Below are 11,840 nucleotides of genomic sequence, written 5' to 3'. Positions count from 1 at the left end.
CTAGACTGATCGCCGCAAGCCGAAGTGGCGGAATTGGCAGACGCGCGTGGTTTAGGTCCACGTGTCTTAGGACGTGCGGGTTCAAGTCCCGCCTTCGGCACACAGGGTCCGGGTCGGACCCGGGGCGTACCAGGGGCGATCCCCATGGACAATGCGCACCCGACCCTCAAGGATGGAAGAACAACACCCATCCAGGAGGGATGACCCATGTCGTTCAAGGACAACGCGTCCAACTGGCGCGATGGCGTCCAGAAGGGCGTCGACGGCGCCAAACCAGCAGTCGAGGACGCCAAGGTGAAGTCTGCACCTCACCTTGTCACCGGCGGCGAGAAGACGATCGAGAAGGCGGGCGAGTTCAAGGCCCAGCTCGAGGCCAAGCGGGCCGAGGTCGCCTCGGCGACCGACGCCGCATCGCCCAGGAACCAGGCCCTCTCGGGGCTGCTCCAGGTCGGCGAAGCGGCCACCGATGTCGCGGCCCAGGCGGGTACGTGGCTGAAGGAGACCGGCGCCAAGTGGGGCACCGGCCCTGTGGTCGTCGAGCCGCCCAAGGAGATCCCGGGCGAGGACGTACCTCCTCCTCCGCCGAGCTTCCAGAAGCCCGACGACCAGCAGTAGGACCAAGAGATCGCGGGTAGGGCCGCCTGCTGTACGCCGCGGTCCCTACCCGTGCGGTCTCTACGAGGCGAGGCCGAGGTCGCGGCGGAGCTTGGCCACGTGGCCGGTCGCCTTGACGTTGTACTGAGCGACCTCGATCTTGCCCTCTTCGTCGATCACGAACGTCGAGCGGATCACGCCCTCGACGAGCTTGCCGTAGAGCTTCTTCTCCCCATAGGCGGCGTACGCCTTGTGCACCGAGAGGTCCTCGTCGGAGACGAGGGTGATGGTGAGCCCGTCACGCTCGCGGAACTTCGCGAGCTTGGCGGGCTTGTCCTTCGATACGCCGATGACCTCGTAGCCGGCGGCCTTCAACGAGTCGATAGAGTCGGTGAAGTCGCAGGCCTGCTTGGTGCAGCCGGGCGTCATCGCGGCGGGGTAGAAGTAGACGATCACCTTGCGGCCGCGCAGGCTGCTCAGGGAGACCTCGGCTCCGGTGTCGTCGGGAAGAGTGAGATCGGGGGCCACATCGCCCGGCTCGAGACGTGTCATGTCGCCAACCTAGCGAACATTCCCTCGCGAACCGCAGCGGTGGTTCGAGCAGTGGCCGTACGCCGGTTGCTAAGGTCTGCGCATGTCCAAGGACCAGACTTCCTCGCTCGAGTCCGAGATCGAAGAGATCCGCGACCGGCTCGCGGGCACCATCGACGAGCTGATCTATCGGGGCAGCCCCAAGACGATCGTCCAGCGCCAGGCGGCGGCGGTGAAGGCGGTCTACGTCGACCCGGTCACCGGCGAGCCGAAGATGGGCAACATCGCCAAGACCGTCGGCGGCGTGGTGGGCGCCGCGTTGCTCATGGCGACGCTGCGTAAGATCACCAAGGCCAACTGACCCGACTCGGTGGTCGAGCCTGTCGAGACGACCTCCCCAGCAAAGAGCCCAGCAAGAGCCCAGCAAAGAGAATGACGGACGTGACCGACAAGACCCCCATCAAGATGCTCCACGACCGGGTGCTGGTCGAGGTCGAGTCCGACGGCGGCGAACGGCGCTCCTCCGGCGGCATCGTCATCCCCGCGACCGCCGCCATGGGCGCGGCCCGGAGGCTCTCCTGGTCCCGCGTGGTCGCGGTCGGCCCGCACGCGCGGGCTGTCGAGATCGGCGACCGCGTGCTCTTCGACGCCGATGACAAGCCTGAGGTCGAGGTCGCCGGTGAGGTGTACGTCCTGATGCGCGAGCGTGATGTGCATGCTGTCGCGGCTGAGCGGATCGCGGACGAGTCGACTGGGTTGTATCTCTAGGTTTTACTGCCGAGTCGGCGCATCCGACCCCTCTGGCTCGCTTCGCTTCGCCAGACACGGGGTCAGATCCGCCGACTCGGCATCACGAGTTAGGCAGGCTGTTGAACCGGTGTGCGATCACGACGATGTTGCTGTCGTAGGTCGAGCCGTTCCAGTCGGTGCAGGTGATGATCACCAGCCGGCCGTCGCCGTGGTCCTGGCCGAAGAGCCGCTGGGACTGCTCGGCCAGCTCCTGACGGCTGAGCACTTCGACGGCGTCGACCTGGTGCTGGAAGGTGCCGTCCTTGGTGACGACGTCGACCTCCTGCCCCTCCTTGATGTGGTCGAGCTTGTTGAGGCTGCCGCCGCCGGTGTGGACGGTGTGGCCGGTCACGACGGTCTGACCCTGCGGTGAGCCGGGCTTGGCGCTGCCGACCCACCAGCCGATCTCCCGCGGGTTGCGTGGCGGGTCGAGCACCTCGCCACGGAGCCGGATCGGGACTACCTTCGCCTTCGTCTTCAGCCCCGGCAGCTCGAGCCGCTGCGGGGCGCCGGGTGGCACCGTCTGCGCCGCGCTCCCGCTGGGCCAGACCAGCCCGGCCAGGATCATCGCCACGGCCAGCGCGACCAGCGCTGTCCACAAGCCACTCGCCGCCGCGGTGAACCGCGACGGCGAGTAGGTCTCTTTGGTGGTCTCAGCCACGTCGCAGCGCGCGGACGTACGCCGCGGCACCGGCGCCCGCGGCGGCGAGGAGCAGCAGCGCGACCAGAGCGATGCGTCCGGCGCTGCCGTCGTCGTACGTCTCCATCCCGGCGGTCACGACGGTCGGAACGTCAGCGGGCGGGGCCTTCGCCTGCGGCACGTGCGGGTTCGCCTTCGCGACCGGGCTGTTCGGGCCGCAGTGGCTGGTGCCGATGCTGATGTCCGCCAGGCTCGCGCCGACGAACTGCTCGGCGGCAGGCAGGACCTTGGCGTTGAGGGCGGTCACGGTGATCTCGCCCGGTGCGGTGGTCTGCTGGTTGAGGGTGATGTCGAGGACATTGTCCTCCAGCGGCGCGAGCTGTTGGCTGATCGGCGCGAGGGCGTTCGCCTGGAGCTGGTCGAGCACTTGGTTGGCACCAAGGCCGAGCGGCCGCAGCGCCGCGTCCAGGGCTCCGTCGGTGAGTTTGCCGCTGACGTCGGCGAGGGCCTCGTCGAACTGGGCGTTGATCGCCTTCTGAACAGCCTCGACGACGCCGGACAGGTCCGTGACGACCTTCTGGTTGACGTCGGGGTCGACGGGGAGCTGCACCAGCTTCACATCGCCTACGGTCGGGATCGTCACGTACGCGCTGGTGTTCGCCAGGGTGCTGTCGCCGGCGGCGCTGTCCTTGTCGGCTGTGCAGCTGCTCTGCACCGCGCCGAGGTCCAGGTGGAGGCCGGGGTTGCCCAGTGCGGTGAGTGCGTCCCGGAGACCCGCGGAGAGGGGGCCGGTGAGCGCGCTCTGGTCGATTCCGGCATCGGAGAGCGCGCCGATCAGCTGCTGGTCCATCCCCTGGAACAGATCGGACTGGATGACTTCGAGATCACTGAAGTCGAGGCTGGCCGCATCGAGCGAGAGGTTCTCGCCGCCGCTCAGGCAGTTGCCGGAGCCCACGGCGACCAGCGTCGCGCCGTCGCCGGCGAGACCGGCGCAGGCTGCCGAGCTGGCGTCGCCGTTGGCGACCGCGTCCTGGGCCAAGGTGCCCGCCTGGATCGCATCCTGCCCGCCGAGCGCGGTGATGAGCGGCTCGTTGACGCCCTCACTGGACTCGGTGGAGCCGTCGTTGGTGACGGCATAGGTGCCGGTGTCCCGCGCTCCGGTGCCGGCGAGCTCGAGGCTCAGCGCGGTGGCGGACGCCTGCGAGACCGTGGCGGCCGTCGCGGGTGCTGCTGACAAGGCAACCATGGCGGCTGCGGCCGCAACCGCGGCTCCCCGCGCGATGAGTGTTGTGCGCACGTTATTCCCTCCGTTTGACCTTCGTCACACTCAACGTTCGCGGGCGTTCGCGGGTTACGGGCGCGTAGGCTTGCTTCTGCAGTGTGGAATCCGGATGATACGCGCTCGTTCGTTCGCGCGGGCCGAGATCATCTGTCGCACACCGAACCATCGCCGTCGCCGTCGCGATACCACTCATACTCCAGGTCGCGTCCCTTCTCGTACGGTCCGTATCCCCCGTCAGTCGCTTTGGCGCAGGTGCCGAAGCGCGGGTCGTCGCCGCCCGAGCCACCTGTGCTTCCGTCTGGGCTGCTCTCGGGACCGCCGCTCTGGTCGCCTCCGTTGCCGGGCGGTTCGTCGTGCGCCAGCCGGACCGTGATCTCGGGGTTGTCACATCCGGCGGCGACGTCAGCGAGCGCCGCCTGCTCGGCGGGGTCGGCGTACAGGCTCCAGCGGATCTTCACGGCGACCCAGTCGGCGACGTACGTGCAGTGGTAGCTCCTGGCGTCGGGCATCCAGTCGGCCGGGTCCTGGTCGCTCTTGCTTCGGTTGCTGGCGGCCGTCACCGCGATCAGCGCGCGCGGGTCACCGAGGTCGTTGGCGTACGTCTCCCGCTCCTCGCTGGTCCATGCGTCGGCGCCGGACTCCCAGCCCTCCTTGAGCGGGACCATGTGGTCGATGTCGAGGCCGCCTGGGCGCTTGAGGGTGACGTCGTCGTACGCGGAGTGCCAGGCGCCCTTGGTCACCTCGCACCTGCCGCGCGCCTTCTTCGTCGACTCCGCCCGGAGCACCTCGTCGCGGGCGTCCTGGCAGTCGCCGTCGGCGTCGACCCAGTGGTTGAACTTCTCCCGCTCGTAGCCGGAGGAGACCTCGTCAGCGACCGGAAGCCTGTCGATCGCCTCCGTCAGAGGAAGGCTGACCTTCTCGCCGCTGCCGGCGTCGTAGCCGGCCTGGACCGCGGTGTCCGGCTCGGAGATCTCGGCACAGCCGGAGCAGAGGAGGGCGACGGCGAGCAGGGCCGCCGGAGGGCGCAGCATGGTGGGACTCCAGAGAGTTGGGGAAGAGCTCTGGGGAGCTTGAGAGGGCTGCTGAACTCTGTCGGAGCACCGAGGATCGATGGGGGAGGCGCGCCGCGAAAAGCGAACGTCTGCGCGAATGTTCTCCGGGGCCGTGCCGGTGTGCGGGCTGCGCTAAAACGAACCCCAGGCCAAGGCTTGAAGCCTCGGCCTGGGATCCAGGTGTTGCTAGCTGGTTCTGATCAGCAGATCAGCCCTGTGCGCGGCGCAGCAGGAACCACCGGGTGGCGGCAGCGGCGGCGAGCAGCAGAGCGAGCGCGCCGGCGGCGACCCCGCCCTTGGCGGCCGGGGACGACAGCAGGTCGATCTCGGCGTTCGCGGGGGCGTCGTCCGGCTTGGCCGAGACGCCGGCCTGCGGGTCCGACTTGTCGCCAGAGACGTTCACGGCGACGTTGTTCTTGTCGCCGGTCTCAGCGGCCTTCTCCTCGGAAAGGCTGAGGCCGTTGGTGCCGCAGGTGCTGGTGCCGATGGCAACATTGGCGGCGGTCGGGGCGCCGACCTTCTTGACCGCGTCGAGGACCTTGATGTCCAGGGCGGAGACCTCGAGCGACTTCGCGGTCTTGTCCTGCTTGTTCATCGTGATCTTGACCAGGTCGGACTCGAGACCCTTGAGGACCGTGGCGAGCCGCTCCTTGATGTGCTCGATCAGGTCGATGCGGACCGAGACGTCGATCCCGGCCGGAGCGAGCTTGCTGCTCAGGCCAGCCTGCAGCAGCGCGTCGACGCGGCCGAGCACGGCGTCGGTCACAGGGGAGAGGTCGGGGACGACCGTCGAGTTCTTCTTGGGGTTCGCCGGCAGGTCGGCGACCTTGATGTCACCCTTGCCGGGGACGTTGACGTTGACGACGGCGTTCTTGAGCTTCGTGTCGCCCTTGAACTGGCTGCCCTGCGCCATGCAGGTGCTCTCCGCGGCGTCGAGGTCGACACCGACCGAGAGGCCGCCGACCTTGGTGAGCACGCCGGCGACGACGTTCTGCACAAGGTTGTTCACCGGCCCGAGCTTGACGTGGAAGTCCTTGCTCTCGTCGGTGATCAGGTAGTCGGTGGTGGCGCCGAGCTTCTGGAGGTTCAGCTCGGCGAGGTTCACGGTGACGGCCTCGCCAGGCTTGACGCAGCTGGAGCCGTCGCCGATCGCGACCAGGGTCGCACCCTTGCCGGCCAGAGCCGAGCACGCGCCGGAGTAGGCGGTGCCGTTCTGGAGAGCAGCGGCCGCGTCCTGGGCGAAGACGCCGACCGAGAGCAGCTGCTGCTCGTCGGTGAGGAGGGGAAGAGCCGGCTTGTTGGTGCCGGAGTTGACGGTCTTCTTGCCGTTGTACGTGGCGGTGTAGCGACCGGTGTCGACCTTGACCTTGTCGCCAAGGTTGGCGGTAAGGGCGACCGAGGACGCCTTGGCCTTGGGCTTCTCCGCCGCCGCCGTCGCAGGAGCCGCGGTCACGGAAAGACCGATCATCGCGGTTGCTGCCACAAAGGCGGCTCCGCGGACCGAGAGTGGGGAGCGCAAGTGACTTCTCCAATATGTATTGATAACTGTCAATGACAGGGCACGACGAGTGGAGTCAGCATCTGCAGCCCCCCGGTTGCTGTGCGACTCGCCGTGACGAAGCGGGGAGTCTAGCCACCTCAGATCGGGCGTGCATAGGCGCGAAAACCGCCCGGAGACTCCTGAAATCAGCCGTAACTTTCGCGGCAACACCTCGTCCTCGAGCACCTGATGGCGCTGCTTGTGGATCTTCGCGTCGAACGACACCGCGACGTCTGAAAGCCCTGGGAAAGTTGTGGTCATCGCGTTGTGCTGTCGTGTTTGTGAACAATGCAATGTAGGTATCCCCACAAGGCGACTTATCGCGTGCTTGCTCACAGTCCAGGGGATCAGACCTCGAGGTCCGAAACACGGCGCATCAGACGAAGTGACACAGAGCAGCGGTCGCGTCATCGTGGCGTTTGCCGCTGAGCGTGCCCGTCGCGGTCTCGTCGAGCTCGCGGGTTCGGCGGATCAGCTCAGCGGGTCCGGACTCGAGGACGGTCAGCAGCTCGTCCCAGCTCCGCCCGTGGCGCTCGACCATGGTGGCGGCACCGTCGGTCAGGACGGCAGCTGCTGTGACCGGCTGGGCGGTCAGGTCGACGGTGCCGGTGACGGAGTGGCGCGCTGCTTCCGGCTGGGTGCTGGCGACCCAGAATCCTCCAGCGGTGTTCCTCGCGGCCGCGACCGCTGGCACGGAGTAGTCGCTGAGGTGATCGAGGCGGTCGTCTGTGATCGGGAGGACACTTCCGTCCGCCATCTTGAAGACGACGGACGAGTCGGCGAGAGCGAGATAGTCGGCCCGGCCATCACGTACGCGAAGGAGCGCGACCGTCGAGGAGGGACTGCTCGGGTTCGTCAGGTCGCAGGTGTCGGCATGGGCAGCGCACACCCCCGAGATCGCGATCTCGAGAGTCTCCGCCAGGCTCGGAGAACCTGGAGAGGTCAGGCCCTCGGTGAGGCGGAGGCCAAGGTGGCGTACGAGCCATGGCACGTCGTGGACGCATCCGGTCTCGAGCCCCGGCACAGGTGTTGCGCCGTCGAGCACGATCACGAAGTCGTCGCCGGCGAGCACGAGGTCCTCGTTGCGCTCGTGCGTCGGCGAGGTCTCGGTGTAGATCTCGGTACGGATGCTGGTGCGGGCTCGAGCCTTCGGGTCCATGTGCCAAGCCTTACGCATCAACCGCCGCGGACCAGGCTGGTGATCACCTGGTCCGCGGCGCAGTCTGGTTGGTACGGGGCGTCAGCCGTCAGCCCATGATCTTGCGGATGAGGGGCTTGAAGCCGTTGCTGTAGCCCTCGGGGCTGGGGTGGTAGGCGTCGGCCGCGTTGAGCTCGGCCTTGCCGTTGAGGTACGGCGTGCTGGAGCAGATGTCGTGTCCTGCGAACTGCTGGATCGGGTTGATGTGCTGGATGCCGGCCGCGCGGCTGCGGTCGGCGACCTTGGCCTCGAGATTGTCGGCGAGCCCGTTGAGGGCGGTTGCCTCGTTGGGTGTGATGCCGTCCGCGTCGAGGCAGCTGATGTCGGAGCCGAAGAAGCGTGGGTAGCCGATCGAGATCACGCCGGCGTTGGGCGCACCTTGCTTGATGGAGGCGTAGGCGGTGTCGAGCTTGGGTCCGAGGTCGGTGTCGATGCGCTGGTTGACCTCGTCGGCCTTTGCCAGGCAGAGCGGTTCGTCGAGTGAGCCGCCGCAGTTGAGGAGGAGCTCGGCGAAGCCCACGTCGTTGCCGCCGATGCTGACGGTGACCCAGTCGGTCTCGGCGGTGAGTGACTTGCTCTGGGTGTTGATGACGTCGTCGGTGACCGCGCCGCCGCACGCTGGGAAGACCAGGGTGGTGCTCGCCCGTTCGGCGGCGATCTCAGGGCCGTACGCCTCGCTGCTGCGGTAGCAGCCGAGGTTGATGTCGGGATTCCGGGTGCCGTTGCCCGAGGCGAACGAGTCCCCGAGTGCGGCGTACTCCTCGGTGATCGCAGCGCCGGCGCTCTGGGTCGAGATGGCGATGAGGGAGCCGGCGGCGGCGATGGCCGCGGCGGAGCTGGTGATGACACGGGACAGGGTTGGGCTCACGTGTTCTCCTGAAGGTCGAGGGTGGCCTTGCCGCCTCCGAGACAAGTGTGATGGCGGTCACTTGCCGTGGGTTACCGAACAGTAATGACGGCCCCGTCGGGCGGCAAGGGTCGGGGCGCTGCGGTCCCGACATGCGAACAGCCTGGCTAGATGGCAAAGAACCAGCCCTCACCTGAAAGTGCAGGTGAAGGCAGGTTTCGATGCTGCCTGCGGGAGCTTCGGCGAGTCGTCCCACCACCACAGGAGGATGTGGGTGTCGAGGATGAGCTTCACGAGGCCAGCGGGTCCGAGTCGTCGCCGTACCAGGCGGCTTGATCGTCGTCGGTCCACTGATCGAAGTCCTCGTGGATCCGGACGTGGCCCTTCATCCGGCCCGGAGAACGTGGCGCCCGCTTGGGCATCGGGCCGAGCTGTGCGACCGGTCGGCCGTTACGGGCGATGATGATCGTCTCGCCGGCCTCGACCGCACTGATCAGCCTGCTCAGCGAGGTCTTCGCCTCGTAGATGTTCACGATCGTCATGCCCTCGATGGTGCGCCGCCTTGGTCAGGTCTGACCAGACTTGTTGGGCGACGTGCCGCAGCCGCAAAACGCGCGTGGCCCCGCCGTTGGAGCGGCGGGACCACACGTACGTGGCGGCGAACCCTCAGGCGCCGACGGCGATGACGGGCTTCTTGGTGGGGTCGAGAAGGCTGAAGTATTCCTTCATCATCCAGCGCGGGACGCTGACGCAGCCGCCGGTGGCGCCCGAGCCGTTGACGTGCAGGAAGATGCCCGCGCCGCGGTAGCGGACCGGCTTGTTGTAGTTGTACTTGATGACGACCGAGTACTCGTACTGCGTCGGGTAGGCCGCTAGCCGCTCGGAGCTGTTCACGTCGCTGGCCGGGAGCCAGTAGCGGAATCCGCCCTGGGACTTGAGCCGGTAGCGGTTGTAGTAGGCGGAGTTGTTGTCCTGGACCCAGTAGGACTCGCTGGTGATCTTGCGGTGGGACAGCTTCTGGGTGCTCGCCTTGGAGTGGGTGCCGAAGGTCGACATCAGGCTGAAGGTGCCCATCGGGGTGGTGCTGGTGCCCTGCTTGCGCTTGTCGCGCGCTACGAGCCCGCCGGAGCCGATCCGGCCCTTGGTGGTCATGAACTTCTGGGTCCACCTGCCGTCGACCTTGACCCAGAACCGGACGTTGGCGTACGTCCCGGAGGTGCGGTTCACGGTGACGACCTGGGTCCCGCCGTAGGGGACGCTGACCGAGACGCCGTCGAGGACGACCGTGGTCGCGGCGTCGGCGTTCGAGGGGAGCAGAGAGAGCATGGCGGCGGCGGTCGCGACGGTTGCGACGATGCCGGCCACCAGGCCCGTTCTCCGGTCGAGCGAGAGTCTCACGAGACGTCTCCTTGGGTGAGGGAGCCTCGATCCGAGTGACCGGGCTGCGGAAGCGTACCGGGGTATGCGATTGGTTGCCTGCGGTTAGCGGTAACGGGTCCGGAACAAAATCGCCCCGCTCGGCGTCTTGTCAGGCGGCCTGCTCGAGGTTGAGCACCTCATCCGTGGCGACGAGGATCTGCCGAAACATCTGGATCCGCTTCTCGCCGGCCTTGGTGAGCGTCCCGCGAGCGCTGCTGGCGAGGAGCTTGACCCCGGTCGTCGCCTCGAGGTTGGAGATCCGCTTGCGGAGCCCCTGCCGCGTCATGTTGTGGGCTCGTGCGGCGGCTTCGACGCTGCCGTGCTCGACAGTTGCGACGAGCGCCTTGATCCAACTGGTGTGCATTGGTGTGGTCCTCCCTGAGTGGACGCCGAGATCCCCGCCGAGTGTGGGGCGGGGGTATCTAAACCGATTCGGAAGGCATTCGGAGGGTTTTGCGACTTTTGGTCGGTACGTGGCACGTGGCAGCAGCTGAGGAGGCCAAAGCGCAACAGTCCGTTGTCGAAAGTGGCGCCCGCCGCCGACCGAACGTAAAGATCTGACTCCGCATGTGTGCCGTACCGGGACGGGCATACGCAACCCCACTTGATTGAGCTTGTAGGAGTGCGTCATGGGCCGTCTCGGTCGCCTTGGTCGTCTGTTCACGTCGTTTGACTTCGTACGCCGCGCCGTTCGGCAAGCCGTGCTGGTCGCGGTGACAGCGGTGGCGCTGGTGCTGGGGGTGCTTTCCCCGATCTCACCGGCCGTGGCGAAGGACAACGTCTCGGAGGCGGACGCTGCGGCAGCCCGTGAGGCCGCGTCCGCGCCTGAGCAAGACGATGACGATGACGATGGTGGTTGGTTCGGCGGACTGTTCGGTGGCGACGATGACGACTCCGCGGACCAAGGGGTCGATGAGGACGACCTCGACCCGGCGCCGGCTACCAAGGGCTCGTCGGTCAAGGACCGCAAGCACAAGTCGGCCTTCGGGCATGCGCCGAAGTACGACCCGAAGGCGAAACGGGTCAAGGAGCTGACGTCGAAGCGGGCCGAGAGCGCCCGTTACTGGCGCCTGAGTGATGGGCGCACTCAGGTCGAGCTGTCTCCGAAGCCGACCTCTTACAAGTCGGGTTCCGGGAAGAACGCGACGTGGAAGCCGATCGACACGACGGTGGGCCCCTCGGCGGACAAGGCGTTCGTGTTCGCGAACACCACCAACAGCGGGCGTTCGTGGTTCTCGGACCGGCCCGAGGAACTGGTGAAGTTCGCCGCGCCTGCGGGCCAGACCGCAACCCTGGGTCTGGACGGGGTCGAGGCGAAGAGCCTGAAGCCATCCGCGAAGGGTTCGAAGGTCGCCTACGCTGACGCGTTCGGCGAGGGCACCGACCTGGAGTACGTCACTGGCCCGGGTCGTGTCCAGGAGTTCATCGTCTTGGACGAGGCTCCGGCGAAGGGCACCGAGCAGCTGGTCTACACCTTCACCCTGGATGTCTCGAAGGACCTCTACCCGGTTGAGCACGCCGATGGGTCGATCGGTATCTACGGCGAGCTCGCGAACTCCCCGGTGATGGTCATTCCGGCCGCTTATATGACCGATGAGAAGGAAGACGCCTCCTCGCCGTACGGCACCTCCTACTCAGGCAAGGTGACGCAGCGGCTCCTGCGTGAAGGTGGGGACGAGGACGGCGCGTGGAAGGTCGAGCTCAAGCCGGACATGGAGTGGCTGACCTCGGCGGAGCGTGAGGGTCAGATCCGGATCGACCCGACGATCACGATCACTCCGAACGCGTCGGCCTCGCAGGACGCGATGGTGATCTCGACGGCGCCGGACACGAACTACAACACCACGTGGAAGCTGTCGGTCGGTGTCGGGTCGGGCGGGTTGAAGGCGCGGTCGCTGATCAAGTTCCCGCTGACGGAGATCCCGGCGAACACGCCGATCACCTCGGC

At 67.1% G+C, this 11,840-nt stretch carries 13 protein-coding genes, 1 tRNA gene and 1 pseudogene; 5 read left to right on the top strand and 10 right to left on the bottom strand.

The genetic code is table 11. The features are described from left to right. Positions 1 to 18 precede the first annotated feature (18 nt). A tRNA-Leu gene (locus ACRDPS_RS14595) sits at positions 19 to 100 on the top strand. A gap of 107 nt (positions 101 to 207) precedes the next feature. Beyond that, positions 208 to 615 carry a hypothetical protein gene (locus ACRDPS_RS14590; protein ID WP_431502372.1) on the top strand — a complete coding sequence of 136 codons (408 nt, stop codon included), beginning with the start codon at positions 208 to 210 and terminating at the stop codon, positions 613 to 615. Positions 616 to 675: 60 nt separating this feature from the next. On the opposite strand, the gene bcp is transcribed toward ACRDPS_RS14590, so the two are convergent. Next, a complete protein-coding gene (gene bcp / locus ACRDPS_RS14585; protein WP_431502371.1) occupies positions 676 to 1,146 on the bottom strand; it encodes a thioredoxin-dependent thiol peroxidase in 471 nt (156 codons plus the stop codon). A gap of 82 nt (positions 1,147 to 1,228) precedes the next feature. On the opposite strand from bcp, the gene ACRDPS_RS14580 reads away from it, so the two are divergent. Then, entirely contained in the window at positions 1,229 to 1,486 is a 258-nt protein-coding gene (locus ACRDPS_RS14580; protein ID WP_431502370.1) for a DUF3618 domain-containing protein, read from the top strand. Positions 1,487 to 1,557: 71 nt separating this feature from the next. Beyond that, positions 1,558 to 1,893 carry a GroES family chaperonin gene (locus ACRDPS_RS14575; protein WP_431502369.1) on the top strand — a complete coding sequence of 112 codons (336 nt, stop codon included), beginning with the start codon at positions 1,558 to 1,560 and terminating at the stop codon, positions 1,891 to 1,893. 82 nt (positions 1,894 to 1,975) lie between these two features. Here ACRDPS_RS14575 and ACRDPS_RS14570 read toward each other — a convergent pair whose 3' ends face one another. The 9 genes from ACRDPS_RS14570 to ACRDPS_RS14530 all read right to left on the bottom strand — a co-directional run bounded on the left by ACRDPS_RS14570 (position 1,976) and on the right by ACRDPS_RS14530 (position 10,256). Then, positions 1,976 to 2,575 carry a class F sortase gene (locus ACRDPS_RS14570; protein WP_431502368.1) on the bottom strand — a complete coding sequence of 200 codons (600 nt, stop codon included), beginning with the start codon at positions 2,573 to 2,575 and terminating at the stop codon, positions 1,976 to 1,978. Further along, positions 2,568 to 3,851 (bottom strand): hypothetical protein, encoded by a 1,284-nt coding sequence (locus ACRDPS_RS14565; RefSeq protein ID WP_431502367.1) that lies wholly within the window; start codon positions 3,849 to 3,851, stop codon positions 2,568 to 2,570. The genes ACRDPS_RS14570 and ACRDPS_RS14565 overlap by 8 nt, the downstream gene beginning before the upstream one ends. A gap of 128 nt (positions 3,852 to 3,979) precedes the next feature. Beyond that, positions 3,980 to 4,867 carry a GmrSD restriction endonuclease domain-containing protein gene (locus ACRDPS_RS14560; protein ID WP_431502366.1) on the bottom strand — a complete coding sequence of 296 codons (888 nt, stop codon included), beginning with the start codon at positions 4,865 to 4,867 and terminating at the stop codon, positions 3,980 to 3,982. 229 nt (positions 4,868 to 5,096) lie between these two features. After that, positions 5,097 to 6,341, bottom strand: a complete 1,245-nt coding sequence (locus ACRDPS_RS14555; protein ID WP_431502365.1) for a hypothetical protein — start codon at positions 6,339 to 6,341, stop codon at positions 5,097 to 5,099. Between the two features lie 463 nt (positions 6,342 to 6,804). Continuing rightward, complete coding sequence (locus ACRDPS_RS14550) at positions 6,805 to 7,587, bottom strand: protein phosphatase 2C domain-containing protein (RefSeq protein ID WP_431502364.1); 783 nt, start codon at positions 7,585 to 7,587, stop codon at positions 6,805 to 6,807. An 88-nt stretch (positions 7,588 to 7,675) separates the two neighbouring features. Then, positions 7,676 to 8,494, bottom strand: a complete 819-nt coding sequence (locus tag ACRDPS_RS14545; protein ID WP_431502363.1) for an SGNH/GDSL hydrolase family protein — start codon at positions 8,492 to 8,494, stop codon at positions 7,676 to 7,678. A 269-nt stretch (positions 8,495 to 8,763) separates the two neighbouring features. Further along, positions 8,764 to 9,015: a type II toxin-antitoxin system Phd/YefM family antitoxin gene (locus ACRDPS_RS14540; protein ID WP_431502362.1), complete on the bottom strand. Its 252-nt coding sequence runs from the start codon at positions 9,013 to 9,015 to the stop codon at positions 8,764 to 8,766. Positions 9,016 to 9,139: 124 nt separating this feature from the next. Further along, on the bottom strand, positions 9,140 to 9,871 hold the full coding sequence (locus ACRDPS_RS14535; protein WP_431502361.1) for a L,D-transpeptidase family protein: 732 nt from the start codon (positions 9,869 to 9,871) through the stop codon (positions 9,140 to 9,142). 130 nt (positions 9,872 to 10,001) lie between these two features. After that, positions 10,002 to 10,256 (bottom strand): LysR family transcriptional regulator, encoded by a 255-nt coding sequence (locus tag ACRDPS_RS14530; RefSeq protein WP_431502360.1) that lies wholly within the window; start codon positions 10,254 to 10,256, stop codon positions 10,002 to 10,004. A gap of 265 nt (positions 10,257 to 10,521) precedes the next feature. Here ACRDPS_RS14530 and ACRDPS_RS14525 point away from each other — a divergent pair. Continuing rightward, a pseudogene (locus tag ACRDPS_RS14525) lies at positions 10,522 to 11,840 on the top strand (hypothetical protein); the annotation flags it as partial.

Source organism: Nocardioides sp. (assembly GCF_050699375.1).
Lineage (GTDB): Bacteria > Actinomycetota > Actinomycetes > Propionibacteriales > Nocardioidaceae > Nocardioides.
Note: the sequence above shows the minus strand (reverse complement) of the source record. Positions and strands in the feature narration are given on the sequence as shown.

Coding starts and splice junctions, on each gene's coding strand:
- ACRDPS_RS14590 (WP_431502372.1), top strand. CDS start 208: ATGTCGTTCAAGGACAACGCGTCCAACTGGCGCGATGGCGTCCAGAAG.
- bcp (WP_431502371.1), bottom strand. CDS start 1,146: ATGACACGTCTCGAGCCGGGCGATGTGGCCCCCGATCTCACTCTTCCC.
- ACRDPS_RS14580 (WP_431502370.1), top strand. CDS start 1,229: ATGTCCAAGGACCAGACTTCCTCGCTCGAGTCCGAGATCGAAGAGATC.
- ACRDPS_RS14575 (WP_431502369.1), top strand. CDS start 1,558: ATGACGGACGTGACCGACAAGACCCCCATCAAGATGCTCCACGACCGG.
- ACRDPS_RS14560 (WP_431502366.1), bottom strand. CDS start 4,867: ATGCTGCGCCCTCCGGCGGCCCTGCTCGCCGTCGCCCTCCTCTGCTCC.
- ACRDPS_RS14550 (WP_431502364.1), bottom strand. CDS start 7,587: ATGGACCCGAAGGCTCGAGCCCGCACCAGCATCCGTACCGAGATCTAC.
- ACRDPS_RS14540 (WP_431502362.1), bottom strand. CDS start 9,015: ATGACGATCGTGAACATCTACGAGGCGAAGACCTCGCTGAGCAGGCTG.
- ACRDPS_RS14530 (WP_431502360.1), bottom strand. CDS start 10,256: ATGCACACCAGTTGGATCAAGGCGCTCGTCGCAACTGTCGAGCACGGC.